This is a genomic window from Lacticaseibacillus suilingensis, assembly GCF_016861845.1.
GTDB lineage: Bacteria > Bacillota > Bacilli > Lactobacillales > Lactobacillaceae > Lacticaseibacillus > Lacticaseibacillus suilingensis.
The window spans coordinates 111,583-138,513 of the sequence record NZ_BOLV01000003.1 but is presented as its reverse complement, the minus strand read 5'-3'; the positions used below and the strand labels follow the sequence as shown (position 1 = coordinate 138,513).

Here is a 26,931-nt window from a genome sequence, read left to right as displayed (position 1 = left end):
AAACTTAGAGGAGCAAATTGCGATGCAATCATTAACACCGTTCAAGCTGGCAACGCTCGCCGCCAGGGTCGGTAGTATCTTTTTGGCCGTTCTTTTTCCCGCCTTCAACCACTGGCCGACTGACTGATATTTTTGCGGGGAAAGGCGCGAACTAAGCTATACTCAATTTAGCCAACCGCCTGGAGGATCAATTCATGCTCAATTTCATCATTGAACGATTCCATCTGCCAATCAATCTCGACCATCGCCGGGATCGGATTGCTTTATATGCGGCATTATCCGTCCCTATCAGTTTGCTGATGGCCGCGACCAAATTGCTTCTGGGAATGGTTTTTCTCTCCAGCTGGTTGCTGATCTTCGGTGTTTACTATACCGTTCTCTTAGCCGTCAAAGTCCTGGCCTTGTGGCGCTATCATCGTATTCGCGTCAGTGATTCGCCGGTCATGGCCAAAATCCAAGCGGAACAGGCGTTTTTAACTTTAGGCGGCCTCGGGTATTGCCTGATTGGCGTCACCTTCGGCATTTTCTGCTATGTGATGTACCGGCATGGTTACAGCCAGCAGTTTAACTTAAACGCCGCGTTGGTGATTGCCATGATTGGCTTTACCAAACTGACCGCCGCCATCATCGGGCTAGTGCGTTCGCGGCATCTGCTGAGTCCCTTGATCACGCTGCTCAAAGCGTACAGCGTCGCCGATGGCATGACCGCAATGGTTCTGACACAATATGCACTGTTGACCTACCAGCATAGTGCCAGCGTCTCCACGACGACCGGACTGTTTGGCATGGCCATCAGCGTGGCGGTCATTCTGGTGGGTCTCTGGATCACGTTGTTTGCCACGCATCGGGATTTAACTCAAGAAGAAACCGAGGAAAGCTCATGCAACAAATACTAGTCGTCGAAGATGATGAAAAATTCAACGCCATTCTGACCCGGACCCTGACTCAAGCCGGCTACCAAGCCACTGGGGCCTTAAGCGCCAACGACGCGTACAACTTGATGTACGATCAAACTTTCGACTTAATTCTCTCTGATATCATGATGCCTGACATTGATGGCTATTCATTCGCCGAAACCGTCCGCCGCACTGATCCCGCCATTCCTATTCTTTTCATCACGGCTCGCGACGACATCGCCTCTAAAGAGAAAGGCTTCAACATCGGAATCGATGACTACATGATTAAGCCCATTCAGCTCGATGAGTTGAAACTGCGCGTCCACGCCTTGCTCCGCCGGGCCAACATCGGCAAAACCAGCCGGCTCGTGGTGGGTAACGTCAGCCTGGATCAGGAAGGGCGAGTCGCCTTGCTCAATGGCGAAGAAGTGGCTCTCACGGTGCGCGAGTTCAATCTGCTTACCAAATTTCTGACTTATCCCGGCCACGCTTTTTCACGTGCTGAATTAATCAACGAATTCTGGGATCTTGATAGCGAAACCTCGATGCGCGCAGTTGATGTCTACATTACCAAGCTACGCGATAAATTCGCCGCCGCTGACGGTTTCGCCATCAAAACCGTTCACGGCCTTGGCTACAAAGGAGTCCTGCTTAATGGCAAAAAATAAACTTACTTTTCGCGCCCAGGCGGCCAGCTTCTCTTGGCTCGAACTCACCATTTTGTTTCTGGGCTTTGGCCTGTTGGCGGCGGTGCCAGGGCTGATCTACAGCGGCGACTGGCAAAGTTTGCTTTCGCCTTTTGCCGGCTGGTATTTGCTCTATTGTTTGCTGGTGGCAATTGGGTTTGCCTTGCTGGCGGCCTGGCAACGCTATCGCACTTTTGCCAAGCCGCTGCGCGCCCTCAGTATCGCCGCCGAAAAAGTGGCCAGTGGTGATTACTCCGTTTACCTGCCGCCAGTTCACCGCCCGGAGCGCTACGATTACCTCGATGCCATGTTTGCCAATTTTAACACCATGGTCGCCGAACTCGGCTCGATTGAAACCCTACGCGGTGACTTCGTGGCGAATGTGTCGCATGAATTTAAGCGGCCACTCGCCGTCATCAAAAGCTATTCTGAAGCCTTGCAAAAAGACGATCTCGATTCTGAAACGCAAGCGGCCTATCTTGCGACCATCAACACCGCAGCCACTGACTTGGCAGACTTGGTATCGAACATTTTGCGCCTCAATAAGTTAGAAACCCAAATCACCCAGCCGGAGCGCACCGCTTTTGACTTGGTTGAACAGCTGACGCAGGTCATCTTCGCCAGCGACCCTAGGTTAGATGAGCACCAATTAGAGTTGACAGTCGACATGCCGGAAAAACTGGCCATGATGGGTGACCCTGATCTGTTGAAAGTCGTCTGGAACAATCTGCTGGCCAATGCCATCAAGTTTACGCCAGATCATGGCACCATTACGCTAGCAGTCAAGGCTCAGGCCCAGCATGTGGCGGTCAGTTTCACCGATACCGGCATCGGCATGGACCAGGCTACCCAGACCCATATGTTTCAGAAGTTCTTCCAAGGTGACCGGTCCCATGCTAGCCTCGGCAACGGTCTAGGCTTAGCCATGGTCGCTTCAATCCTGAAATTAGTCCACGGCCAGATCGCCGTCACCAGTGAAGTTGGCGTCGGTAGCACCTTCACCGTGACCCTTCCTCGCTAACGCTTTCGCCTACACATTGTGCGTGGGCGTATTTTTTTGGCTTTTTTTCAAATTAACATCTCAGCAACATCTCGTGAACATTTCGCCAATACTTGCGGGATAGACTGACGTTGTTAATTAGTTAAGCCAAAAGGAGCCCAATATCATGACAGAAACCAACTTTATTGCCTTCGAGTACTTCGAACAACGCATCCCCAAGACGATGCAAAATGCCTACATCGACGGCTACGCCAACTTCGGCTGGGTCGTAACCGATCAAACCCCAGACATCGGCAAAAACACGGTCACCTTAAAACTCAAGCGTGACCGCAACCTCCCCGAAAAAGCCAGCCTCAATCGCCTGCAAAAACAATTTGAACAGGAAATGGCAGCGGCAGCCGGGCTGGAGCGGAGCAAAGCTTCCTACCCCACCATTATCGCCATGACCATCGGTTTGATCGGCACCGCGTTTATGGCCGGCTCGGTGTTCGCCGTCACCAATCAACTGGTTATCCTCTGCGCCATTCTGGCCGTTCCGGCCTTTATCGGCTGGGCACTTGGCTATTTCAGCTACGGCTGGGCTAAGACCCGCCGCATCGCCAAAGTCGCCCCAATCTTGGAACAAACCTATGACGCTGCCGCAAGCTATTGCCAACAAGCTTTCCAGCTGCTGCACTGAGGCGGTGCATATGAAGCAACGCGCGCTCCTGGGGCTAATCGCGTTTTCCGGCATGCCGGCGCTAATCTACCGGCAAACAACGCACCGGCCGAACATCAAACTCCCTACTCACCATTAATCTAGAAAGAGGTCATTAAAATGTTACTATCCATCCTTACTGCTGTCGTTGTCGGTTTCGTCATGGGGGCCGTGGTTTACGCCATCGACCGAATCTGGCACGAAAAAAGTCTCCTTCTGTTGGGCTTAGACCTCGGGTTTGGCGCCTAGGTAGCTATTCTGGCACTTACCTCGTCAATTACGGCCCGCACCTGCTTGGCATCGATCTCCTCCCAACGCTGGCAGGCGGCCTAGTGCTCAGCTTCGTCGTCACCTATGCCGTCCGCAAATTCATCTTCAGAAAGTAGGTCATGCTCATGTGGATTGAAAATCAAAAACTCGCCAGCAACATTCTCGTCGGCCGCCACAACTTCTACGATGCCGCTGATGGTGCCGACTTCAACACCGAAAATATTCTATACAATCGGCCCGGTCACAATCGTTTGCTCATTGGTAGCTTCTGCAGTTTTGCCCGCAACGTGCGCTTTATTATGGGAGCGGCTAACCACCCCATGAACACGTTCTCCACCTTCATTTTCCCCGAATTAGACCGGGACTTGCTTGCGCTGCAAGGCATGACCAAAGCTGATATGCCCGTTAAACGCGACACGGTCATTGGCAATGATGTCTGGATTGGCCGCCACGCGGTCATTATGCCTGGTGTGCAGATTGGCGACGGCGCCGTCATCGGTGCTTATGCCCTGGTCACTAAAGACGTTCCAGCCTACGCCATCGTGGGCGGCAATCCCGCCAAAATCATTCGTTCTCGCTTCGACCAAGCGACGATTGACTGGCTAGAAACATTTCAATGGTGGCAGTACGATGACACCATGCTTGAACTCTTGGTGCCACAGTTGACCTCGGTGCACACCACCGAAGCGCGTCAGCGATTGGAGACCTTAGTGAGCGAGCATCGGCTTGCCTCGTAACGTCGACCGGCTTGTGGCAGATGAAACGTGCTGGTGTTAGCTACTTGGAAAGCAGTAATCTAGTCGTGATGCCGCTACGAATCAGGAGACAGACCGAAAGCCGTGTTGTTTCACGTGAAACAACACGGCTTTTGATTGGCTTTTGGCTTCCGCCGGATTTTGTCTCCCCTACTCCTTGACGTTCGGCGTCGGCGGACTCAAGGCAGCCATCAGGTATTGAAGTTTCCCTTTGGAAGTAGCAGACCGGCTGCGGTCACCCTTGAAAAAACCCATACTGATCAGGACGATTCTCACGGTGAAAAGACAAGAACGGGTATAATTGGTTTATTCTAAGCCGAAAGTGAGTCGATTCTTGATGACAATTACTGCAAAAAATGACTGCTGCACACCTTGGTGCCTATCATGATCCAAGGCAAAACTTTAGAGCGCCTCATTGCCTTCACCGATGCCATTGTCGCGGTGGCCATCACGTTATTAGTGCTGCCGCTGACCGATTTTTTTGCCACGTTAACCGCGGGCAATTTAGCAACACGGCTGCAGTCGGTGACCTTCGCCCACCTGGTGCTGGGCGTTTTGATTTCGTTTTTCACCGTATTTAGCTTCTGGAATGGGCATCGGCGCACGTTAGCGCCGGTCACAGAGCTCAGCAAAAGCGGCTACTGGGCCAATGTGTTATGGTTGCTGGCCATCGTGCTGATTCCCGCGGCCACCCGCCTCATCGTCGATAATACTGGGCGCCTCGGCCTGATGCTTTACACCGCAGTGCTCCTCTTTGGCTCCGCCGTCAGCGTCTGGTTGCGCCACGCGGTGAATCACCGCGTTCAGGCAGCCGACTTCATCACCAGTGCTTTGCTGGTGGTGATTCTCGGGTTGGCTTGGGCGTTGCCAGGGCTTGGGTCAAATCTATTTTTCGTCCTGTTTGCCGCCTTGCCGTTACATCGACTGGTGAAACGAAAATGACCACCAGCACTCGGCCGGTGGTCATTGAAGCCTGTGCCCCCACGCGTTAGCTTTGCGCCCCGATGCGCTTAGCGCGATTTAACCAAGCTTCGCGTTTCGCTGGCGTACTCTTTTTCACCATGGCGCAATTTTGCCAGGTAACGTGCTTCAGCCCCATTTTCTTCAAAGTGCCACGCACCAAAGCGCGCTGAATGGCTTGGCCGAACACGAACCGGTACAGCAGTTTAGGCGTGTTCATGGTCGTCATAACGGTTGTGCGCTGCGCTTTGATGAGCGGGGCCATCCCCCTGAGACTTTTGGAATAGGTAAAGGTTTCGCCAGGAAAAATCACCTTGTCGATGAAGCCTTTCATCATCGCTGGCATCAACTCCCACCAAATCGGGAAAATCAGCACCAGCTGGTCAGCAGCCTTCACCGTCTGGATGTAAGCTTTGGCTTGCTCATCAACGGCCTGATGCTTCAAGAAACCAATCAGATCAGCACTATGCATCACCGGATCAAACCCATCCGCTTCTAGGTCGATGACCGTCACGGTTTTACCGGCAGCTTCGGCCCCAGTTTTAACCGCCATCATCAACGCATGGCAGAAACTCCCGTCATAAGGATGACAGGTGACAATCACAATATTTTTCATTCGACTAACCTCGCTTTCATCATGAGATTAGTCGCTTATCGCCCCCGCCGCATTAACCTTTGTTAAGCTGGCGGGTCTTTTTTAGTCGCTGCCGAATGCGCGACAAAGACACCGGCGTGATGCCCAAATAAGTCGCCAGTTCATATTGCGGCACCCGCGTCAGCAAATCCGGCCGCTCGGCTTGAAGCCGCAAGTAGCGCTGCTCCGGCGTCAGCTCCAGCAAATTTAAGAAGTACTGGGTATAGGCAATAAATCGGTGGCAAATACGATCTGTGAAGGCCGCCAGCGCCTGTGGATCCTGTTGCAAAGCAGCGCGAAACGCCGCCACCGGCACCGCTACCACCTCAGTGGCTTCTAAAGCCGTAATGGCAAATAGGCTCGGTTCGCCGAGATAAAAGCTTTCAAACGAGGCCACTGCTTCACCAGCGAAGAAAAATTGCACGGTGACGTCATCGCCATCCGCATTGTGCCAAAGCCTTAAGCCGCCTTTTTCCACGAAGAAAAGCTGCGTCGCCACTTCCCCTTCGCGCAGCAAATCCTCCCCGGCGGCAAAATGGCGCCTCGTCCCTGCTTGCTTGGCCGCGGCGATTTGCTGCTGCCATTGACTTAAGTCTTCTGTCATCGCTGTCGCCAGCTCATTTTCATGTAGACATCCCCAGCGCGCAGCTCTTCCAGCATTTGATCGAGGCGTTTTTGCTGGGTCGCTTCGCGCCTTGCCTGCGTAATCCACCCGAGGTAGTCGTTGCGTTGATAAGGCGGCCTGGCTTCGTAGGCCACCATCAAATCAGCGGCGGTTAAAGCCTCACGAATCGCCGCCGGCATCGCCACTTTCGGCTTCGGGGTGCGGCGCGGTTTGGCGGCGCCGCTTTGCACCTGCGCCAGTTGCCATTGCACCATTTTGGTGATCAGATCCACTGGCAGCGGCTGGTCCAGGGGCAAATGAACGGCTCCTTTGCTGTGGCGATAGCCCGTTAGCTCAGCCGCAAACTGCACGATGGGGCCGCTGGTCGGGTAAAACCCCAGATAGCCATCTCCAGCATCAAAATAGGCAATCGCTTGCCCTTGCCAAAACGTCGGCATCTGGTAGCTGATGCGCTCTTGTGCTTCCGGCAGCGCCGCTTTCAAGATGGCGTACATCGCTTTGAGCGGCGGCTGCACGGCCGGCGGTTGGGCGGCGATAAACGCCGGGATGGTGGTGATGTTGGTGGTGTCGGTTTTTTCTCTCATGGTGTGACCTCCAGATAGCGTTATTATAACCCAGCAACATAGCCGTAAAAAGGTTCCACGTGAAACACGACTAAATCTCCCTAACCCTGTATAATAAACATTGGATGCGGTTTCACCGCATAAAAAAACCGAAAGAAGGCATGCTGAATGACTGAATTTCCAAAAGACTTTCTCTGGGGCGGCGCCACAGCGGCGAACCAACTAGAAGGCGCGTATGATGTTGACGGGCGCGGCTTGTCGATTGACGATGTAATTCCTGGCGGCAAAGACCGCATGAAAATCGTTCAAAGTCCCGACTTCGATTGGACGCCGAATGCCAAGTACACCTACCCGAACCACGAAGGTATCGATTTTTACCATCACTACCAGGAAGATATTGGCTTGTTTGCCGAAATGGGCTTCAAGACCTATCGCTTCTCCATTGCCTGGAGCCGGATTTTCCCGCAAGGCGACGAAACGCAGCCGAATGAAAAAGGTCTCGCCTTCTACGATGCTGTGATTGACGAATGCCTGAAGTATGACATCGAGCCGGTCATCACCCTCTCCCACTATGAACTGCCGCTGCACCTGGCAGAAGCTTATGGCGGCTGGAAAAACAAGGATTTGATTGGCTTCTTCAAGCACTATGCCGAAACCGTGATCGACCGCTTTGGCGATAAGGTCAAGTACTGGCTGACCTTCAACGAAATCAACTCCGCAGCTGGTTTCCCGTTCATGAGCCAAGGCATGATCAGCAAAACCGGCGCCGACGACAAAAAGAATGTCTTTCAAGCTTGGCACAACCAGTTCGTCGCCAGTGCTTATGCGGTGCAGGCGGCCCATGCCAAGAATCCGGCTTGCCAAGTCGGCAACATGATTATTTTTGCCACCAACTACGCTTTTGACTCCGATCCGAAGAACCAGCTGGCGGCCTTGAAGTTCAACCAAGGCTTCAACTTCTACTGTGCCGACGTGCAAGTCCGCGGTGAATACCCAGCTTATAGCGAATCGCTGTATGAAATGTACGGCTTCACCGGCGCCGACCTCGACCGCACGCCAGAAGAGCTCGCGTTACTCAAGCAGTATCACGTCGATTTTCTCTCGTTCTCTTATTACATGTCCGGGGTCACTGATGTCACCGGCAAAGTCGACGAGAAGACCCAGGGCAACATGCTGGGCGGCGTGAAGAATCCGTTCTTGAAGGAAAGCGAATGGGGTTGGCAAATCGACCCGACTGGCCTGCGCATTGGCCTCAACCAGTTGCATGATCGCTATCAGGTGCCGCTGTTCATCGTGGAAAATGGCCTCGGCGCCAAGGATACGGTGGAAGCTGACGGTAAAATCTACGATGACTACCGCATCGACTACCTGCGCTCGCATGTAGAAGCCATTCGCGGCGCCATCGCTGATGGCGTGCCGGTGATGGGTTACACACCATGGGGCTGCATTGACTTGGTGAGTGCCTCCACTGGCGAAATGAGCAAACGCTATGGCTTCATTTACGTCGACTTAGACGATGAAGGCCACGGCACCCTTGCCCGCAGCAAGAAGAAATCGTTTGCTTGGTACAAACAGGTCATTGCCACCAACGGCGAAGACTTGACCGCCGACCATCTCGACTATTAAGCTTGACGGGGCTGTGACAAAAGGCGGTTTTGGAGCCGACTGGTAGCCTAGCCATCCACCAAGTCCGGACTTTGGACTCGGTGGATGGCGTAGCTAGCGGCTCGGCTCCGGCCTTTTGGCACGTAACTCTGCTGAAATCTTCGAAATGAATCTGGGGGTTGTGACTTTGTCGCAACCCCTTTTGCGCAAAAAGGCTTGACCCTGACGCGGCGTCAGCCTTTACCATGGTTTTTGGAGGTGACATGCATGTATTCAACCCAGCAACTGGCCACCCTGAGCGGCGTGTCGGCCCGCACTCTACGTTATTACGACCAGATTGGTTTGCTCACGCCGCCACTGACCGCCAACGGTTACCGTCAATACGGCCCGGCGGAAGTGGATCGGCTGCAGCTGATTTTGACCTATCGCGCCTTGGGCTTTGCCTTAGCCGACATTCGAACACTACTTGACCAGCCGCCAGCCCAGCGCGTGCAAGCGCTGGCCCAGCAACGCGAAAAGCTGCTCGCCAACCGCCGCCTAGTGGATCAACAGCTGGCGCAACTTGAGGTCACCCTCACTAACCAGAAAGGAGAATCAAACATGCCTGATACTGAAAAATTCGCCGCGTTTAAGCAAGCCCAAATCAAAGCCAACGATGAAGCGTATGGCAATGAAGTCACGGCCAAGTATGGCAATGCCGCCAAGGCGGCAGCGGACGCGCGTTTTGCCGGGCTGAGCGAAGCCCAATACAATGCCATGACGGTAGCCGAAACCCAGTTAAAAACGGCCCTGCTGGCGTATCTCACCGCACCAGCATTGCCAGGCGCTGACGCCGCGGCCGCGTATCACGCCCATCGCGAGTGGCTACTGGCGACCACCCCGCAGCTGACACCAGTCATGCACCGCGGGCTAGCCGCGATGTATGTCGCCGATCCGCGTTTCACCGCTTATTACACGAAGCTCACCGGCAGTAAGCAAGCCGCGGCTGCCCTCCAAGCAATTGTCGATTATTACGCTATCGAGGAGTAGTGCGTTTTTGTCGATGTTACAGCCTGTTACAGCGGCATTTACACAAAAACACGCTGTAGCCTATCAAATCACCAAAATGCGTTTTTTAGTCGCACAAGCGCTGACGTAAAGGCATTCAGGTGATAATCACCCCTGCCGTCGTTCAAATGCGAATCAGTGGCGGCTTGCGGTCAGCGTAAATGTGTTTTTTACTTGAATTAACGCTGTGGTTAAGGCGTTTCACAAAAAGGCCCCAGGCACTGACATCATTGCCAGTGACTGGGGTCAATTTGATTCACGCTTTAATCGTCATCATCGTCATCGTCGTCTTCTTCGACGAGGCCTTCCCAGGCGGTTTTACCCAGGAAGGACTGAAGCTTGCGAATGACCTGGTTGTTGTAGCCGCGCATGTTGGTCAGGAAGCTGGCCATGGCGGGGCGGCTTTCGCGTTCAGCGAGCTTGATGGCCCGGTCGATGAACATGTTCGCCGTGGTGTAGTCATGCGCCGTAGCGTCGACCATGTCGCTGGCAGTGTGATACTTCAAGGCGCCATCTTCAGGAATCTTGGTGTACTGCGTGAACTCTGCCACCGTTGAAGGCGCGATTTGGTTTTCATCTAGCAACAGTTCGCCGAGCTCATCGATTTGTTTGCGGTTTTCTGCAATCAAATCTTGGTAGTAAGCCGTCACGGCAAAGGCACGGTCGCCTTTCACGTACCAGGCGATTTGGTGCAGCTTCACATCCAGGTACCACAAGTTGGCAAGAATGTGACCGGTCATCGCGCCGGCAGTGGGTTTGTGGTGGTCGATGTCGGCTTGCTTCAACTCGGCTTGGTACTGGTCTTCAATCGTCATGTTCATTGCCCCCTAGAGATCCTTCACGCGCACTTTTTTGACTTCGTAGCCTAATTTGGTTACCACATTGGCGAGGTTATCGGCGCTGTTTTGCGTATCATCGAAATCTGCCTTCACCTTACCGGCGTTGAACAACACCTTCACATTTTCCACGCCAGGTTCTTGTTTCACGGCCCCTTCGATCTTGGTCAAGCAAGATGGGCAGGTCAATTCATCGAGCTGTAAACTGATTTTTTTATTCATGGTGATAACTTCCTTTCGCTTGATTACAGTTATAGTTTAGTCGGTTCCGCGGCAGGCTTACTTGACCGCGGTCAAGTTCGGCACTTTTTTCACTTCTTTTTCACGGCCGCCGAAGTTGATCAGGCGCATCGCGTTGAAAATGACCACCAGGATGCTGGCTTCGTGCACGAACATGCCACTGGCCATGTAGATGAACCCAGCAATCAGGCCCAGCAGGAGGAACGCCACCACACCGATGGCGATGGCCACATTTTCCCGGGTGTTCATGACGGTCTTCTTCGCCAGCTTGTAGGCGTGGACCAAGGCGGCAAAACTCGATTGCATGAGAACGATATCTGACGTTTCAATCGCCACGTCGGTTCCTGAGCCCATCGCGATGCCGATATCCGCTGTCGCCAGGGACGGGCTGTCGTTGATACCATCGCCGACGAAGGCCACCGTGCGCCCTTCATCCTTGAAGGCCTTGACGTAGGTCACCTTTTCGTCTGGCAGCAGTTCAGCGTGGACTTCATCAATGCCGAGCTGCTCAGCCACGTAATTCGCGGTTTGGGCGTTATCCCCGGTCAGCATCACCAGGTGCTTGGCGCCAGCCTGGCGCAAGGCCGCGAGCTGATCCGCCAGTTCCGGTCGAATGGTATCAGCAATCGCGTAAATCGCAGCCACCTGGCCTGCCACTGCCACAATCACCACAGAACTCCCGGTGGCTTGCAGCGCGGCCAAATCGGCCTGTTGCTGCTCATTCAAGGTCACATGATGAGCCGCCAGCAGCTTTTGGTTACCGGCACAAATTTCTTGCCCATCAACGGTGGCGGTGATGCCTTGGCCTTTAAGCGTTTGGCTGGCGGAAATGGCCAGCTGCTTGTAGTCCAGCCCTTGCGCATCAGCAGCGTTCAAAATTGCTTTGCCCAGCGGATGATCCGACAAGGCTTCCACCGCAGCGGTTTGGGTCAGGATCTGCGCGGCGTCAGCGCCGTACACCTTAGCATCGGCCAGCGCGGTTTTGCCTTCCGTCAGCGTCCCCGTTTTATCAAAAACGAAGGTATCCACTTTGGCGAAGGTATCCATGGCCTCGCCGCCTTTGACCAAAATGCCGCGCTTAGCGCCATTGCCGATCCCAGCCACATTGGAAACCGGCGCGCCGATGACCAACGCCCCAGGGCACCCCAGCACCAGCACGGTAATCGCCAGTTTAAAATCGCGGCTAACCAGAAACACGGCCAGAGCAATGATCAAAACGGCCGGTGTGTAATACTGGGCAAAGCGGTCGATGAATTTCTCGGCGTGGGACTTGGTATCCTGCGCATCTTCGACCAGTTCGATGATTTTCCCAAAGGTGGTGTCTTCCCCGACCTTGGTGGCCTTGATCTTAACGTAGCCATCGCTGAGCAGCGTGCCAGAGAAGACTCTGTCGCCAGTGTTTTTGGTGACAGCGCGAGATTCGCCGGTCACTGCCGCTTCATCGGTGTAACCTTGCCCTTCAATGACCGTGCCATCAACGGGAATGGCGCCACCGGTTTTCACCAGCACCACGTCGCCTTCTTCAACCTCGTCAACGTCGACAGTTTCAATGCTGCCGTCATCACTGACTAGCTCGGCAGTGGTTGGCGCCATCGCCGTGAGCGACTTGATGGAAGCCCGGGTTTTCGCCAGCGTCTTTTGTTCCAGGAAGTTCCCGAACAAAAACAGGAAGGTGACCACGGCGCTTTCGTTGTACTCGCCAATCACGAACGCCCCAATCACGGCGATGGTGACGAGCAGTTCGATGCTGATGACCTTCACCCGGAGCGCCGAGAGGGCGTGCAAGGCGATGGGCACCACCGCAATGATAGAAGCCACCGCAAGTAAAATCGCGTAGGCCACCGGCAGTTGGAGCAGATATTTACTGGCATACCCAGCCGCAATCAACACTGCGGTGATTGCCGTGATCTGGGTGGTATGCTTTTCGATCCATAATTGAAATTTCATTTTGTTCACCCCTTATTTGACAAGTACAGCTTAGCGCCGGGGGGGATAAAACGAATTGACCGCCGTCAAGTTGGGCAAAAAAATATTTCGTTTTCGTTGACAAAAACTAACAAAGTGAGTAAACTTCATTTCGTTAGTTAGTCTATATGTAACGCTAACTAAATAATATAAGGCAGGTGTTTTTATATGACCCAAGACAATCAAGAGTTACTGCGTTTGTTTGGTCGGCTCTTCCGCCAGCGTGGCTTCGTGCAAAGCGCCGTCTGGAATTTACGCACCGCTAATCAAGATAATGAGGAGCGCGGGCAGTTGCGCCTGCTCCGGCTCATCGCCGAACGTCAGCCATTGACCAATTCCGAAATCGTTGAGGCGCTGGATATTCGCCCCAGCTCCGCCAGCGCCTTGGTCGCCAAACTCGAAGCGAGCGGCCTCGTCAAACGCGAGCCATCCACTGATGACGGCCGTGTCATGCTGATCAGTCTGACTGACGATGGGCAAGCCTTTATCGCCTCCGCCCGAGGAGAAAAAGACAAATTGGCCGATACGCTATTCGCCGACTTATCAGCCGATGAACAGGCCCAGTTAACCACACTGCTGCGCAAACTCGTCACCAGCCTGGAAGCCAATGATGCTGATGGCGCCGCAGACGACTATTTCAAACAGCTCGGCCCCTTTGGCCCTCATCGCGGTGGTCGCGGCCATCGCTTCCATCACGGTTGGGGCGACCCGCGGTTTAACCGGCCCTTCCCTGGGTCTGATGATGAAGACCGCTAATGCTCTTGGCGCAGTCCGCTGACGATAAGCCGTGAGCACTGCTGCTCAACCAATCTCACCAACCAAAATAGGCTCACCCGACCGCTGTCAGGTGAGCCTTTTTTAATACCCAGTAAGACACCACTCGGGTTCTTGGTCATCAATGCTAGTTCCCAATCACCGGATCCCCAAAATCATCCAGCGTGGTGGCGAACAAGCGCAGCCGCTGGGCGTAACTTGGGTGGTTGCTTTGCTCGGCAATCACTTGCTTGAGCTCACTCAGATTATCGGTGATGATGCCGTCGACATCCTCAAACAACATCTGCGCCATGGTATCAGGATCATTGACCGTCCAGGCCCAAACGCTTTGATGCTGGGCATGCACCGTTTCGACCAGCTCTGAATCCAGCGTGGTCTCCTCAACGGTGTAGCCAGACAGCTGGGTCTGCGGCGCCACCAGACTAAATGGCATGATGAAGCCCGCATAAAGCTTAGGTACGCGCTGGTGAAGCTGCGTCATCAGTTTGTAGCTCAACGAATGCACCCGGTCATGATCAGCCACCAGTCGTTTAGCATAGCGACTGATAAAATGATTCAGCATCTGCGGACTGTCACTAGGTGTCGGTTTCAACTCAACAATCAGCTTCTGATTCATCGCCTCGGCCGCGGCCAAGTAGTCGTCAAAGCTGGCCAGTTTGGCCTGGTGCCCGTTTTCGCGGACCGTGATTTGCTGGAGCTGAGCCAGCGTCAGCTGATACGGCGTGCGGTTGACGCCAGTTAGCGTCTTCAAATTTTCATCATGCAGCACAATGAACTGGCCGTCTTTGGTTTCATGCAGATCCATTTCAACAAAATCAGGCTTCTCCGCCGCGGTTTTGCGTAGCGCTGGAATGGTGTTTTGCACGCCATTGCCAGCATCAACCCCACGGTGGGAAATGGTCAGCGGGTGCTCGGCCAAGGCCCCAGTCATGTAAAAGGCCCCGAACGCCGCCATAATCACCACCACAGCCCCGCCAGACACCAACACGATGATGCGCCGCAACCAGTGGTGCTTATTCGGAATCGGGCGGATGGCGGGCCTCAGCTCATCAGGCGCCACGAGAAACAGCAAGTATAAGACACTGGTAGCTCCGCCGAGCAGTGTTTGCCCCGCCAGCAGTAGCGTCAGCAGCACCACCGCCGCGGGAAAGGCGATGGTTGTCCGATCAAGCAGCGTCTGCAGACCAATCAGGCCGCTAGACCATACCCAACCCACCAGCGTCGTTCCTACCGTCAGCAGCAACAGCCGCCAGGAGTAACGCCAAAATTTACCACGGGTCTGCTGCCAAGATTGCCTGGCGGCGGTGAGGAGCGGCTGGTCCCGCAAAATCGTGTTCGGCAGCACTCGCACCCACCGCAGGCCTAGGTAAGCCGCCGCGCCGTAAAATACCGCCACCAGCACCGCAAAGACCGGTTTGGTGCTTAGCCAATCCAGCACAAAAGCGGGGATTTTGACCTTATTCAGCAAGGCTGACTGCACCACGACACCGGCAAACGGCACGATCAGGAGCAGATACACCACGAAAAAGCCGAAACTCGACGGCCGCAAGTGGCGCAAATCCGCCAGTCCTTCACGGACAATGCCCCGCACCCCCAGGCCTTCGCGCTGCTGGATGCTGGCAATGCCGCCCAGCAGTACCGCAAACTGCAGATACACCAAGACTAACAGCAGCACCAGCAACGCCAAAAGCAGCGCGGTGGCCCCTGAATGATGCAGCAAAACAAACGTGAAATTGTCTACGCCCAGATAAGGAATCCCTGCTTGGCGCAGAATCCCTGCTGTCGCCCACCGCATCAGCGGCACGGCCACCCCGGCGGTAGCGGCGGCCACCAGTTCGACCAGCAGGAGATAGCTGCCCCAGCGGGAGAAAGATTCTCGTATTAGTGAATTTATGTACCGTAATGATTTCATTGAATGTCCTCCATCGCCTTAAGTATAACGCGCGGCGGGTTTTCGCGCCTCCTGTTGCAGGCGGACCAAGCCTGGTAGGATAACAAAATGGTGGCATTAAGCCGCCAAAGCGCGCATACTAGGCGCAAAATCAGAGGAGGTCGGCACCATGCAAACCAAACTATTTCCTTATATCGCTTATCCCAGCGCCAAAGAAGCCATCGCTTACTATGAAGAAGCGTTCGGCGCCACGAATACCTATCGTTTGAGCCCGACGACAGAGCAAGCCAGTCAGTTCGGCATCCCGGCTGGGGCCGATCTGGATGCGCTGACCATGCACGGCGGCTTCACCATCCTGGGGGCCGAGATTCAATGTGCCGATGCCTTTAATGGCGCCAGCGCCCCGGCTCAGCAGCAAATCGTCCTAGAGCTCGACATTAACTCAGAGGACCCTGCCAGTGCGGCCGCCGCCGATGCGCTGTGGGCCCGGCTCGAGGCGAACCAAGCCGTGACGGTGACCATGCCATATGCCGAGCAATTCTGGGGCGGCAAAATGGGGCAATTCACCGACCGCTATGGCGTGACCTGGATGTTGCATGCCCAGCCTTGGTCACAAAAGGTGGAAAATCAGCTCCGCTAGCCGGGTATTTCCCGGGAACAATCGCGCATTTCGCGCCCGTCCCGTGGTATCAACGTTTCTAGCACCACCGATTTTACGGTGGCACAGTTTTGACCCTTTTCAAATTATTTTGGCTCATCGGGCACCTCTTTGGAGAATATCCCGTTGAGCTTTTTTGCGACTTCAAAGTTACTGTTTGGGTAGAGATGACCGTAAGTACCGAGTGTCGTTTCGATATCCTCATGCCCCAGACGCTCTTTAATCTGGAGTGGATTTTCACCAAGGCTGATCAACAGCGACACATGCGAGTGGCGGAGGCCGTGCACGGTAATCCGCTGAACCTTGGCCGCATCGCTGTAAGTGTCCACAATGGCGATAAATTGCTGGTCGGAGCACGGAATTCCATTAAGTGAGAATACCCACTCGGAATTCACCATTACCGCTTGTGCGTCCTGCCACGCGCCTAAGCACGTAACGGTATCGTCATCAAGCGCCACGGTGCGGCGGCTAGCGGCAGTCTTTGGCGCGGGCGTTTCAAACCAGTTGCGGTTGTGATAGTCCATCGTCTTATTGACGTTCACGGTCTTAGCTTCGAGATCAACGTCTGTCCACTTTAATGCCCGTGCTTCACCGCTTCGCAAGCCTGACATAAACATGAACCACAACATCGTGTGATCAAAGCGCCCTGTATACGTATCGGTATTCGTTTTGGCGAGTACCTTTTGGAAGTCAGCTTGCGTCCAGAACTTGATTTTTGCTTTCTTCTTTTTGATGAGGCCAACGACCCGCACGGGATTTTCAGTGATGATACCAAGCGCCTTAGCACGTTCAAGCACTTGGCCTAACATAATGTTGATGGTACGCGCATAGGATTGCTTACAGTCTTTGAGTACGCTGACTTGCCAATGTTGCACATCAATCGGCCGAATTTGGTCAATGATAATGTCGTTGAACCTAGTCAGATAATCGGTGTTCATCAAAACTAACCGTTGGCGGTAGGTGCGTGGTTTCACTTGGGTTTTGTACCAAGGTTTGAACACGTCCTCCATAAACTCGCCAAACTTCGTCTTCTTGATGTCCTCATCATCGTCGACCCCAGCTGCCAACATTGCAACTCTTGCTTTTTTCGCCTCCGTTTTCGTTTTGAAGCCGCTGGCGCGTTTTTGAATTCGCTTGCCAGTCCGTTTGTCAGTTCCTAAGCTCACGCGGAAGCTAAAAGTGCCGTCCGCTTGTTTTGTAATATGGTCTTTCGTAGTCAAGATAGTTCCTCCTTAACTGCGGAAAGGCCACTTGGTGCACCCTCAAGTTGGCTTAGTTTCAAGCCTAATACTGCGTCTACTGCTTCCACTGGAACACGGTCTACGCCTTTCTTACCGTACCATCCAAGGCCACGTTTGAGCAACAACTCTTTTGCCATTTTGATGATACGGCTTGCTTGCGATTGACTGTATCCCAGGTTAATAAGATCAGCTCTAGTCATCGTCAGGAAAACTGGCTGTGCTGGTACGTTAATATTCAATCAAATCACTTCCTAAAGTTTGGCGGGAGTGAGATAATCAAACCAGATAGAACCCATATTTTATCTGTGAAGGGTGACTACTTGCTTTGGTCGGCGTAGTCGCTCTTTTTTGATTCCTCACTTGGGATAATCATTTCTTCGGTTGATGCGAGCATTGCTTGTAGAACACTCATCTCCTTTTGCGTGATAGTAGCGTTGGCAATCATCGTCATCAAAATTTCTTGGGCGGTAGCTGAATCGTAGGCGAGTAACATCTTCAAGGTCGGCGCAACTTGCTTCTCAATCCACTTGTAGGTGCGTTTGATAGAGAATGGCTCTGGTTGGGTTGTTAGCCGAAGCTTCTCACCGTATTTGCCGATAAAATTCGCCCAGAGGTCGTCCAGCGGCCAACTTGCTCTAGCCTTGCCGTTGGGCTTTAAAAAACGTATATAGCGATTGATGATACCAAATATCACCTTGGCAGGGTCACGCTCGTTTAACAACGCCTCAATCGCTTTTGTTGCCCGTTCATCAGCTAAGCGTAGCTCAAAGCGGTTTTTGATTGGTGTCTGATCTAGCGGCGTGCCATATTTGAAAAACTGTTCGGCGTCTTTCTGGTATAGGCACATGTAGAATTGGCTTTTTCTCGAACCAATATACAGCGTGCGGCCAATGACGCCGTGTTCTTTATTAGCGTCTTTATGAATGCGTCGAAAAATTGAGGTAAATTCGTCGCGATCACACTTATCAATAAAGTATTGCACCGGTAGCATGTCCACATAATCATTGATGGCAAGGTCGATCCGGTTATAGTGACCACCAAGTTCATTTGCCTTTTCAAAGAAGTCATACCAGCTTCGGTGTTGGGCGAGTAGCAGACACTCGAATTCGCGACAGCCTTCACCTTTCAGTTCCAGTAACGTACCACGATCGTCATCTTCTGGTGAAGTGAAGATTTGCATTGCGCCGTGTTCAAACTTACCAGTGTAGCCGTAGAAGCCCCAGTTGTCCGGCGCGAAGAATATTGGCTTGATTTGCAATAACTCAGTCATGATGGGGATAGCATCGTGGGTGGGGAAGCGAATGCGGATATAGTCGATCCACATGGTCAGTGCTTCGTCGCCGGATAGCTCACGATAAGCACACATCAGCTGGCGTCGCATATTGTCGTTTAGCGTTTTTTTGCCGCCGAGTAGCTGATTCAGGTAACCACGGGTGATCCCGACCTTATCGGCCACTTGTTGTTGCGTCAACTTCTGCTCGGTCATCAAGTCCCAGAACTTACCTAACCAATCAGTGACCACGATTCCCGCAGTCAAATCATTTTGCATTAGCGTCTCTCCTTTGTTTTCTGGTGTTTACAGCTTTTTTAGCCTGTTGACACTCTGCCTCCACGGGGAATGCCTTACCTACGGCAATTCTACCCTGTGTTTTGTTAATACGTTCCTATCTCTGCCCCCCTATTAGACACTGGGGGCTACAGCGGCCGGCTAACGCCGACCGCCGCCGCTCGCGCTAGCGGCTTTCGCGCTGCACGCCGCGCACGGCGGCGAGGGTTCCTCCTTTCATCACTAATCGTATTGACAAGCTATACGTTAACGCAATGATATCAAGACTTTCAACAGATTTCCTTAGCTTTTTCATAGCTACATAACTTTCAAATATAGTTGTGCAACTTGGTATAGGTATTGCTGTTTGGTAATCTGATAACGAGGTGATTAATATGACAAAAGTGCACTATTTTGGCCCAAATCTAAAACGGCTCCGTATTCAAAGCGGGTTATCCCAAGCAGAACTTGGAGCTGCTTTGGATACTCCGGTTAACGGACAAGCTATTTCTAACTGGGAACGTGAGAATAACCACCCAACCTACGAGAACTTGATAGGCATTGCTAAATTTTTCAATGTTATGCCTTCAGAACTTTTGAGAACAGAAAAAGAGACCGCAGTTGGAGAAACTACGGCCATTCTTGATCGAATTGACGAATATATGCCAAAGGTGACGGAAATACGTCGGGTTATGCATATGATGAAGGATTTCTCACCGCGACAATTAGATGGATTATCGGAACAGCTTGATCAAATCATGCAATACTTTCGCCCGTACACACCTGTTGATGAAGACGGTGAACCGGAAACGGATCAGAATGGTCGAAAAATCACGAAACAATCCAAGTATCGAGATATACCTATTAAGGAAATTCATCAAGTTTACCAGGAGCTTAAGGCCATACAATCATACCGGGATGATCAGCAGAAACGGGATTGACTGATAACAATAAGGGACTAGATACAATTCGATTTTTCCAAGCAAAGTAACAACTGGACTATCACCGCCGGCATCTAAAAAAGCCTGGCATACATGCCCACTGCAATCCACGGGTATGTATGCCAGGCCTTTATGCTTTCCAGAAACCCAACAGAATTCTATTGCCAATTTCTATTTTTTGTTTGAGATACTCTCTCGATATTCCAACGGAGTACAACCAAAAAGTCTTCCTCGGTTTAAAATCGAAGTGCAACACCTGATAAAGCAGACCAATTTGCAAAAAAAGGCCATGAAGACCTATTCTTGTTAGCGACCAAACAGACAAGAAAGCAGGAATCTTCATGACCCACTCTCAGAGTACCACCAAACGCTCTTATCACCAACTAACTCCCGATGAAAGAGGCAAAATTGAAGTACTACGCACGCAGGGCAAAACTCTGAGCGACATTGCGGGTGCTTTGCACCGCAGTACAAGCACGATTAGTCGTGAGCTAAAACGCGGCTCTGTTGATCAGATGGACTCAAACCGCCAAATCCATTCTGTCTATTTTGCCGACGCTGCTCAACGTAAACATGTTGAAGCCCGGCTTAATAGTCATGCAGAAGGCTTGTTAGGGCGCTGCGACTACTTCTTCAAGGAGCTAATCAAAGTACTTAAGCAACGCCCTCGTATCCATAGCGTGGATAGCTTTGTCCACGACTTTCAGATGCGTTTTCCCCGCCTGAGATGTCCATCAACGCCAACAGTCTATCGGTACATTGACGCAGGGCTACTCCCAATTACCAACCTTGACTTACCCGCCAAACTGCGACGTCGTGTCAAACGGCCAGGATTACGCCACGCTCGGATTAACAAGCAAAAACTGGGCGAATCTATTGAAAAGCGGCCAAAGGCCGTTGACGGTCGACTAGGAGTCGGTCACTGGGAAGGTGATCTGGTCAAGGGGAAGCGAGTTGAAAGTGAACCAGCATTAATGACACTAACAGAGCGGTACTCCCGAACCGAGATCATCGTGAAGCTTCCTGACTATCACGCAGATACTTGCCGCCGCGCCCTTCAGGCAACGATAGATGAATATGGGGCTAAGGAGTTCGACTCCATCACGTTCGACAATGGTTCAGAGTTCTCATCTATAGCTAGCGTGACCGGGACGAAGATTTATTTTGCGCATCCATACTCACCCTGGGAGCGTGGATCAAATGAGAATGCTAATGGCCTTCTACGTGAGTATTTCCCAAAAGGCAAGTCATTCAAGAACGTAACCCTTGATGAGATCCAGGCAGCACAGTCGGCATTGAATCATCGCCCAAGGCGCTCACTGGGCTGGTTGCGTCCTTGCGACTATTACCCCAATATGGCATAAGCTATACCACTAACAAGAATTGGTTATAAAGTGTTGCACTTGATTTGACAATTGAGGGAGTATTTTTATTCAGAAATTAAAGCTGTAGAAGATTTTGAAAACCTTGGGAAAAACGTATGGATTGGCGCCAACGTATCCATTCTTCCAGGCGTAACCATTGGAGATAACACAGTTATTGGGGCCGGAAGTGTCGTCACTAATGATATTCCGGCAAACGTTGTGGCTTTTGGTGCTCCATGTAAGGTAAAGCGTGAAATAAGCGATCACGACAGACAGTTTTATTTCAAACAGCGCCGTCTCGATGTAACCGACTAGTTGAGTTACTAAGCAAGCTTTCAGAGAGCATCGAGCCATTTTGAAAATTCATTGCAAGCATTGTTAAAAAAGCCACCGGCCAAGCCGGCTATACTCCTTCATGGGTAAACAAGCAAATAATTAAAGCTTGTCTTCCTAGGAAGGAGTTTTTGTATGGGCCGGAAAGGTTCACGTTATACAATCGAAGAGAAGCTGTTCTACATTGGTCTGATTCTGGACGAAGGATTTAGCCCACGTGCAGTTCAGCGAGATCATGGTGTCCACCACGATCAGATAAGTAGGTGGCTGGAATATTTTGAAGCTAAAGGCATACAGGGGCTTAAAGCAAGGCGAACCCAACGGAGGTACTCCTCAGAGTTTAAGCTGGAAGTTGTTCATAAGTATCTTGCAGGACACACATCGTACCCTGAGCTTGCCCGAGAATATCGTATTCCCAATCTATCAGTCATCCATCAATGGGTTTCCCGTTATACTAGTGGTAAATCACTACAGACTACTAGGAGGGCCAAACCAATGAAGGATGGACGCCAGACCACGCAGCTCGAACGTGTCGAGATTGCACAATGGACCATCGCCAATGATTACAACTATATCGAAGCAACAGAGCACTTCAATGTTTCATATGGTCAAGTTTATTCGTGGGTCAAGAAGTTTGAGCAAGGCGGCGAAGCCGCCCTATCAGATCGCCGTGGCAAAGCCAAAGAAGACAACGGTCACCTTAACGAAGTAGACCGTCTGAAGCTCGAGAACAAACGGCTACAGGCGCGGTTGACCCGTGTATCTACGGAAGCTGCGCTGCTAAAAAAACTCCAAGAGCTGGAAAGAAGGAATGCCGATCAGACGAACAATATCAGGCCATTCAACAACTCTCACAAGAAGTAAATCTCGACTCCGGGCATCCTTATGGTATAAGCGAGGCATGCCGTTACTTGGGTATATCTCGTGCAGCGTACTACAAGTGGATACATCGTAAGGTGTCAGTTCATGAACGGGAGAATCAGGCTATTCTGGCCTACATCGTTGACCTAGAGGAGAAGAATCATTATATCTTTGGAGTCAAGCGACTCACGACGTATATCAATGCGGAGACACCATATCATGTGAGCCATGGCCGTGTTCGTAGAATTATGCTTCGGAATCATATTCAAGCCTCTATCCGTGTGGCAAAGCACGATCGTAAGGTTGAGAAGAAGGAATTTCTACTCGCCAACAAGCTATACACCGTTAATGTAGGCCACGCTTTCCACCCAAGCGCATCCAATAAGGTCTGGGTGACTGACTGTACTGAGATCCGTTACGGTCAAGACGGAAGGCAAAAATTGCGTCTGAGTGCCGTGAAGGACCTTTACGATCACAGTGTGATCGCTTGGTGTGTCGCATCTACCGAAACGGCGGCGCTCACCACCAAAACGATGAAGATGGCTATCGAAAACAACGGTGGAATCAAGCCTGAAACTACTCATAGTGACCAAGGCTCCGCGTACACCGGTAGAACATACAACACCTTGTTAGCAGGTGAAGGCATTATTCACAGCATGTCGAGGCCCGGTACACCTGGCGACAATAGTCCGATGGAGAGTTTGTGGAGCCATCTCAAAGTCGAGTGGTTCGCATTTGAGTATTGCCTATCCGAGCTTGAAATGATGAAGAGCATTGAGGCGGCCATTCACTGGTATAACTACGAACGCCGCCAAGAAACACTAAACGGCATGACCCCAATGGAATATCGGGATCATGCCGTTAAGAAAACTGCATAGGCACTTTAATTATTTGACCTGTCTACTTGACGAGGAACAGCTCCGCCAGTGGCTTTTTATCCCCGCTCTAGATTAAAAATACTTATTTGGCGCAAATAATGTCCGTGCCATCTCTATGCCCGCTGCGGCATCAATACAGACCAACCTTGAGTATGAAACGCGAAGCACAATGGACGCCAAGCGTTTTTCGTCAGTTTCACCGGTTTGCCGCCAGCGATACGCACCATTTGCATTTCGTAGTAGCTCAAACCAATATAAGCACCAGCTTTGCGATCTAGACATGGCAGTCCAGTCGAAAGCCGCTCTAAGTTGATTTCAGTGAAGGCGCCTTTTTTGACCTGGTTGGGTAAGTCTGGAATTAAGGCGGTCGCACGTGCTAAGCCAACCATTTCGGTCTCATGATTGGTGACTGCGGTTTCCATTCCGTGTAATGTTCTGAAGCCTCCGGTGACGGCGATTGGGGTATCGATTCCCGCCTTGGCCTTAGCAGCGTAGTCAATGAAGAAGGCGCCCTTACGATTGTCCCCTTGAATCACTGTGTTTTCATAATTACCGCCAGAGATTTCAATCAGGTCTACCCCTAAATGAGCCATCCGGTGGATCACCTGAATTGATTCCGCTTCGCTAAAACCACCAGCACGAAAATCAGAGGAGTTAATCTTCAAGCCGACTGGAAAAGCTGCACCGACTTGTTCACGAATGGCCAAATACACTTCCTCAATGATCCGCATCCGATTCTCAAGTGAACCACCGTAGTCATCAGTGCGGCGGTTCGATAATGGTGACAAGAACTGATTGAGCAAATAGCCATGCGCGGCGTGAATCTGCACACCGCCAAACCCAGCCATTTTAACAATCGCCGCCGAGCGAGCAAATTTGGCCACGATTTCATGAATTTCTTCAAGGGGAATTTCTTCAATAGTCAACGCCCGTGGTGGATTGAACGCAAAAGCATTTGGCCCTTCCAGTGGCACAGCGCTTGGTGCGACGGGATGTAAGGCGACGTGTTTGGCAGCTTGATGACCGGGATGATTCAGCTGGACCCAAGTTTGCGCACCGTTCACGCTACCGGCCTTGGCCCACTCTTGCAACAGCGGCAAGTCGCGATCGTCTTCAATCACCACATTACCTTTTTCACTAATTGCTTGAGCATCGATCATGACGTTACCAGTGATCAACAAGCCTGTGCCGCCATTGGCCCAGGCTCGATAAAGTGCGATCAAGCGCGCTGTGGGCCGAAAACGCGCATCACCCATAACTTCGCTCATTGCCGGTTTCATGAACCGATTCTTAATTTTAGTGCCGTTAGCCAACATCAGCGGCTGAAACATGATAGATTGATTCATATGGTTTTCTCCTATTTTTTAACGTTTAGACATTTAAACGTATAGGCCTTAAAAATGGTCGTCCAAAACGACTATTTTTTGCCTGCGACATCTGCCTCAAGCGCGGTGACCAGTTGTTTGAGTAGTCCGAGTGCGTCTGCCATGTTGGTGCGGTAGTAGCGCTCTGTTCCGACTTGGTTGACCGCTAATATTCCAGCATCACGCATCAACTTGAGATGATGCGAGACTGCTGGGCGTGACAGCGATAATCGATCTGTGATTTCACTGACGGTAAGTTGATCGGTTTGGCAAAGCATCAGCAAAATCCGCTGTCGGTTCTCATCGAGTAAGATAGATAATACCGGAGCGCTTTTTTGAAAAATCGCCAGCGTTTCCTCTGAATTATGTTTAGTCATCGATATCTCCCGTATAATAGTTCTAACGTTTAACATCTTAAACACTAAAACTTATTCTGTAGTCTTTGTCAAGTACAATTTAGAGGACATAAACATAGAGAATCAGCTTTTTTTCAAGAACCGTAACCCAGGCTCGATGTGTGCTTCGCTTGAAAATGACGGCACGGTTTGCTAAAATTTAAAAGATGTTATTAAAACTTAAATAGATCAATCGGTTGACGTAAGCTCAAGGTTTTCTCTTTCAGGGGTGTGAAAGAGGTACTTGGCTTACGTTTTTTGTATGAGGAGGTTTTGGTTTGGAATTTTTAGGCGCACTTGTCATCATTTTGATTGCTACCAGTTTAATCGGCCACTTGGCAGCGCGGATTGGTATTCCGGCAGTGATCGGTCAGTTGCTCGTTGGTATCGTGCTTGGCCCAGCATTGTTGAATTGGGTGCATCCCAATGAGTTTATCCATATTTTTTCAGAAATCGGGGTCATTATCTTGATGTTCATTGCCGGATTAGAGAGTGACCTTACGTTGTTGAAAAAATACTTACGTCCTAGTGTGATTGTTGCATTGTTGGGCGTCTTGGTCCCGATGGCGCTGATTTATCCAGTCGGGCTTTGGTTCGGACTGACCCAGTTTGAAAGCCTATTTTTAAGTGTCATCTTTGCCGCCACATCTGTTTCAATTTCGGTGGCCGTGATGAAGGAGTTGAACTTACTTGATAGCAAAAGTGGTTCGACGGTTCTTGGCGCGGCGGTGGTCGATGATGTGTTGGCGGTCGTTTTACTCAGCATTATGGTCAGTGTAATGGGTACGACGACGGGTTCGACCACGCAAATCCCACTGGCCCTGACTTTTTTGGAGCAGTTGATCTACTTTGTCGCGATTTATTTCGTCGTGCGCTTCATCGCCCCGATTCTCGCCAAGCTCGGGACCAAATTACTGATTCCAGTCGGACCGACGTTGATGGCTATGATCTTATGTTTTGGCATGGCGTATATCGCGGATCTGATCGGGCTGAGTGCAGTTATCGGGGCCTTCTTTGCCGGGATTGCGATTGCCCAGACGCATGTCGCTCATGAAGTCGATCAAAGTATTGAACCGATCGGCTACGCGATTTTCATTCCCGTGTTCTTCGTTTCGATTGGGCTGAACATGTCGTTAGCCGGAATCGAACACGACTTATTATTGATCGTCGTCTTGACCGTTGTCGCTACGCTGACTAAGCTTTTGGGTGCAGGTAGCGGCGCCAAATTTTCCGGGTTTGCTTTAGATGAATCATACTTAGTCGGTGCAGGTATGGTTTCACGCGGAGAAATGGCCTTGATTATTGCGCAGATCGGCTATCAAGCCAAGCTGATCAGCGGGGATTACTATTCAGCAATCATCACCGCAGTCATCTTAACAACGTTATTGGCACCGTTTCTGCTCAAACATGCTGCGCGTCGCATTAACGCCTAGATACAAAGATACGGTCAATCCTTAAATCACGGATTAGCGGTATTTGTTTGCCTACCCTTGCGGATCAGTCACGCGGTATTGTAGCCACAGCGTATCTTCGTCTAATACCGTGGCGGTTTGTAACCTGAAACCGATTTGACGCGTATGCTAATCGTGATTGCGCCAGAACTAAGCCATCGCAACGATCAGAGGCAACGTCGCATTGATCCGCTCCAATCCATTATGAGATCGCCAGCTGGGATTGGTGAGGAATTTACTGATTTCTATGTTCAATGACACGGCGGCCACCACAATACGTTGGCTCAGCACGGCTCATCCAGCAACTCGGCGATCATAAATTTCGCGCTTTCATTTGAGCGTATTCTTAGGAAAGACCTTAGTTTGGACCTATAATGCAAGGAAGAAGTGTTTGTAGCACTTAATCTCAACAAAAAGAGCCTACTGAAAATCAGTAGACTCTATACTTGAGATGG

At 51.4% G+C, this 26,931-nt stretch carries 28 protein-coding genes and 1 pseudogene; 17 read left to right on the top strand and 12 right to left on the bottom strand.

Annotation, left to right across the window (positions count from 1 at the left end; genetic code table 11):
* Window positions 1-194 precede the first annotated feature (194 nt).
* The 7 genes from JUF11_RS03165 to JUF11_RS03140 all read left to right on the top strand — a co-directional run bounded on the left by JUF11_RS03165 (window position 195) and on the right by JUF11_RS03140 (window position 5,246).
* A complete protein-coding gene (locus tag JUF11_RS03165; RefSeq protein WP_204118278.1) occupies window positions 195-896 on the top strand; it encodes a hypothetical protein in 702 nt (233 codons plus the stop codon).
* A complete protein-coding gene (locus tag JUF11_RS03160) occupies window positions 881-1,564 on the top strand; it encodes a response regulator transcription factor (protein ID WP_204118277.1) in 684 nt (227 codons plus the stop codon). Before JUF11_RS03165 ends, JUF11_RS03160 begins: the two co-directional genes overlap by 16 nt.
* On the top strand, window positions 1,551-2,603 hold the full coding sequence (locus JUF11_RS03155) for a HAMP domain-containing sensor histidine kinase (RefSeq protein WP_204118276.1): 1,053 nt from the start codon (window positions 1,551-1,553) through the stop codon (window positions 2,601-2,603). Before JUF11_RS03160 ends, JUF11_RS03155 begins: the two co-directional genes overlap by 14 nt.
* A gap of 145 nt (window positions 2,604-2,748) precedes the next feature.
* The gene (locus JUF11_RS03150) at window positions 2,749-3,261 is read left to right on the top strand and encodes a hypothetical protein (protein ID WP_204118275.1); all 513 of its coding nucleotides are present in this window, start codon (window positions 2,749-2,751) and stop codon (window positions 3,259-3,261) included.
* A gap of 138 nt (window positions 3,262-3,399) precedes the next feature.
* Window positions 3,400-3,528: a hypothetical protein gene (locus tag JUF11_RS13290; protein WP_268886760.1), complete on the top strand. Its 129-nt coding sequence runs from the start codon at window positions 3,400-3,402 to the stop codon at window positions 3,526-3,528.
* A gap of 140 nt (window positions 3,529-3,668) precedes the next feature.
* A complete protein-coding gene (locus tag JUF11_RS13345; protein WP_204118274.1) occupies window positions 3,669-4,286 on the top strand; it encodes a CatB-related O-acetyltransferase in 618 nt (205 codons plus the stop codon).
* A 402-nt stretch (window positions 4,287-4,688) separates the two neighbouring features.
* Window positions 4,689-5,246 carry a TMEM175 family protein gene (locus tag JUF11_RS03140; protein WP_204118273.1) on the top strand — a complete coding sequence of 186 codons (558 nt, stop codon included), beginning with the start codon at window positions 4,689-4,691 and terminating at the stop codon, window positions 5,244-5,246.
* A 46-nt stretch (window positions 5,247-5,292) separates the two neighbouring features.
* Here JUF11_RS03140 and JUF11_RS03135 read toward each other — a convergent pair whose 3' ends face one another.
* The 3 genes from JUF11_RS03135 to JUF11_RS03125 are packed head-to-tail and all read right to left on the bottom strand — an operon-like array spanning window position 5,293 to window position 7,107.
* The gene (locus JUF11_RS03135; protein ID WP_204118272.1) at window positions 5,293-5,880 is read right to left on the bottom strand and encodes an NAD(P)H-dependent oxidoreductase; all 588 of its coding nucleotides are present in this window, start codon (window positions 5,878-5,880) and stop codon (window positions 5,293-5,295) included.
* A 52-nt stretch (window positions 5,881-5,932) separates the two neighbouring features.
* Window positions 5,933-6,502, bottom strand: a complete 570-nt coding sequence (locus JUF11_RS03130) for a Crp/Fnr family transcriptional regulator (RefSeq protein WP_204118271.1) — start codon at window positions 6,500-6,502, stop codon at window positions 5,933-5,935.
* The gene (locus tag JUF11_RS03125) at window positions 6,499-7,107 is read right to left on the bottom strand and encodes a YdeI/OmpD-associated family protein (protein ID WP_204118270.1); all 609 of its coding nucleotides are present in this window, start codon (window positions 7,105-7,107) and stop codon (window positions 6,499-6,501) included. The genes JUF11_RS03130 and JUF11_RS03125 overlap by 4 nt, the downstream gene beginning before the upstream one ends.
* Window positions 7,108-7,254: 147 nt before the next feature.
* Between JUF11_RS03125 and JUF11_RS03120 the strand changes: the two genes are divergently transcribed.
* Window positions 7,255-8,712, top strand: a complete 1,458-nt coding sequence (locus JUF11_RS03120; protein ID WP_204118269.1) for a glycoside hydrolase family 1 protein — start codon at window positions 7,255-7,257, stop codon at window positions 8,710-8,712.
* A gap of 246 nt (window positions 8,713-8,958) precedes the next feature.
* Window positions 8,959-9,720 (top strand): MerR family transcriptional regulator, encoded by a 762-nt coding sequence (locus JUF11_RS03115; RefSeq protein WP_204118268.1) that lies wholly within the window; start codon window positions 8,959-8,961, stop codon window positions 9,718-9,720.
* Window positions 9,721-10,001: 281 nt separating this feature from the next.
* Here JUF11_RS03115 and JUF11_RS03110 read toward each other — a convergent pair whose 3' ends face one another.
* From JUF11_RS03110 to JUF11_RS03100, 3 genes are read right to left on the bottom strand one after another with little or no spacing between them, the layout of a single operon-like run.
* Window positions 10,002-10,559 carry a Dps family protein gene (locus JUF11_RS03110; RefSeq protein ID WP_373305851.1) on the bottom strand — a complete coding sequence of 186 codons (558 nt, stop codon included), beginning with the start codon at window positions 10,557-10,559 and terminating at the stop codon, window positions 10,002-10,004.
* A 6-nt stretch (window positions 10,560-10,565) separates the two neighbouring features.
* Window positions 10,566-10,796: a heavy-metal-associated domain-containing protein gene (locus JUF11_RS03105; RefSeq protein ID WP_125580353.1), complete on the bottom strand. Its 231-nt coding sequence runs from the start codon at window positions 10,794-10,796 to the stop codon at window positions 10,566-10,568.
* A gap of 57 nt (window positions 10,797-10,853) precedes the next feature.
* Entirely contained in the window at window positions 10,854-12,761 is a 1,908-nt protein-coding gene (locus JUF11_RS03100) for a heavy metal translocating P-type ATPase (protein ID WP_204118266.1), read from the bottom strand.
* Window positions 12,762-12,947: 186 nt separating this feature from the next.
* Here JUF11_RS03100 and JUF11_RS03095 point away from each other — a divergent pair, with 186 nt between their 5' ends.
* On the top strand, window positions 12,948-13,535 hold the full coding sequence (locus JUF11_RS03095; RefSeq protein WP_204118265.1) for a MarR family winged helix-turn-helix transcriptional regulator: 588 nt from the start codon (window positions 12,948-12,950) through the stop codon (window positions 13,533-13,535).
* Between the two features lie 145 nt (window positions 13,536-13,680).
* Here JUF11_RS03095 and JUF11_RS03090 read toward each other — a convergent pair whose 3' ends face one another.
* Entirely contained in the window at window positions 13,681-15,465 is a 1,785-nt protein-coding gene (locus JUF11_RS03090; protein ID WP_204118264.1) for a glycerophosphoryl diester phosphodiesterase membrane domain-containing protein, read from the bottom strand.
* A 148-nt stretch (window positions 15,466-15,613) separates the two neighbouring features.
* Between JUF11_RS03090 and JUF11_RS03085 the strand changes: the two genes are divergently transcribed.
* Window positions 15,614-16,084 (top strand): VOC family protein, encoded by a 471-nt coding sequence (locus JUF11_RS03085; RefSeq protein ID WP_204118263.1) that lies wholly within the window; start codon window positions 15,614-15,616, stop codon window positions 16,082-16,084.
* Between the two features lie 104 nt (window positions 16,085-16,188).
* Here JUF11_RS03085 and JUF11_RS03080 read toward each other — a convergent pair whose 3' ends face one another.
* The 3 genes from JUF11_RS03080 to JUF11_RS03070 all read right to left on the bottom strand — a co-directional run bounded on the left by JUF11_RS03080 (window position 16,189) and on the right by JUF11_RS03070 (window position 18,892).
* On the bottom strand, window positions 16,189-17,322 hold the full coding sequence (locus JUF11_RS03080) for a site-specific integrase (protein WP_125572565.1): 1,134 nt from the start codon (window positions 17,320-17,322) through the stop codon (window positions 16,189-16,191).
* Window positions 17,319-17,582, bottom strand: coding sequence for a DUF3173 family protein (locus JUF11_RS03075; protein ID WP_225048761.1), 264 nt, complete (start codon window positions 17,580-17,582; stop codon window positions 17,319-17,321). Before JUF11_RS03075 ends, JUF11_RS03080 begins: the two co-directional genes overlap by 4 nt.
* Before the next feature lie 77 nt (window positions 17,583-17,659).
* Window positions 17,660-18,892, bottom strand: coding sequence for a replication initiation factor domain-containing protein (locus JUF11_RS03070; RefSeq protein WP_204118262.1), 1,233 nt, complete (start codon window positions 18,890-18,892; stop codon window positions 17,660-17,662).
* A gap of 392 nt (window positions 18,893-19,284) precedes the next feature.
* On the opposite strand from JUF11_RS03070, the gene JUF11_RS03065 reads away from it, so the two are divergent.
* From JUF11_RS03065 to JUF11_RS03045, 5 genes and pseudogenes are all read left to right on the top strand, one after another.
* A complete protein-coding gene (locus tag JUF11_RS03065; protein ID WP_125572179.1) occupies window positions 19,285-19,830 on the top strand; it encodes a helix-turn-helix domain-containing protein in 546 nt (181 codons plus the stop codon).
* A gap of 341 nt (window positions 19,831-20,171) precedes the next feature.
* A complete protein-coding gene (locus tag JUF11_RS03060) occupies window positions 20,172-21,194 on the top strand; it encodes an IS30 family transposase (protein WP_125697777.1) in 1,023 nt (340 codons plus the stop codon).
* Window positions 21,195-21,296: 102 nt separating this feature from the next.
* Window positions 21,297-21,509: pseudogene (locus JUF11_RS03055) on the top strand (DapH/DapD/GlmU-related protein); the annotation flags it as partial.
* 153 nt (window positions 21,510-21,662) lie between these two features.
* Window positions 21,663-22,391 carry a helix-turn-helix domain-containing protein gene (locus JUF11_RS03050; RefSeq protein WP_204118260.1) on the top strand — a complete coding sequence of 243 codons (729 nt, stop codon included), beginning with the start codon at window positions 21,663-21,665 and terminating at the stop codon, window positions 22,389-22,391.
* Window positions 22,367-23,266, top strand: a complete 900-nt coding sequence (locus JUF11_RS03045; RefSeq protein ID WP_236000395.1) for an IS3 family transposase — start codon at window positions 22,367-22,369, stop codon at window positions 23,264-23,266. The genes JUF11_RS03050 and JUF11_RS03045 overlap by 25 nt, the downstream gene beginning before the upstream one ends.
* Window positions 23,267-23,379: 113 nt before the next feature.
* Here JUF11_RS03045 and JUF11_RS03040 read toward each other — a convergent pair whose 3' ends face one another.
* Both JUF11_RS03040 and JUF11_RS03035 read right to left on the bottom strand, forming a co-directional pair.
* The gene (locus JUF11_RS03040; RefSeq protein WP_204118259.1) at window positions 23,380-24,612 is read right to left on the bottom strand and encodes an NADH:flavin oxidoreductase/NADH oxidase family protein; all 1,233 of its coding nucleotides are present in this window, start codon (window positions 24,610-24,612) and stop codon (window positions 23,380-23,382) included.
* Window positions 24,613-24,683: 71 nt separating this feature from the next.
* Entirely contained in the window at window positions 24,684-25,007 is a 324-nt protein-coding gene (locus JUF11_RS03035) for an ArsR/SmtB family transcription factor (protein WP_125572183.1), read from the bottom strand.
* Between the two features lie 296 nt (window positions 25,008-25,303).
* Between JUF11_RS03035 and JUF11_RS03030 the strand changes: the two genes are divergently transcribed.
* Window positions 25,304-26,458: a cation:proton antiporter gene (locus JUF11_RS03030; RefSeq protein WP_125604775.1), complete on the top strand. Its 1,155-nt coding sequence runs from the start codon at window positions 25,304-25,306 to the stop codon at window positions 26,456-26,458.
* Window positions 26,459-26,931 lie beyond the last annotated feature (473 nt).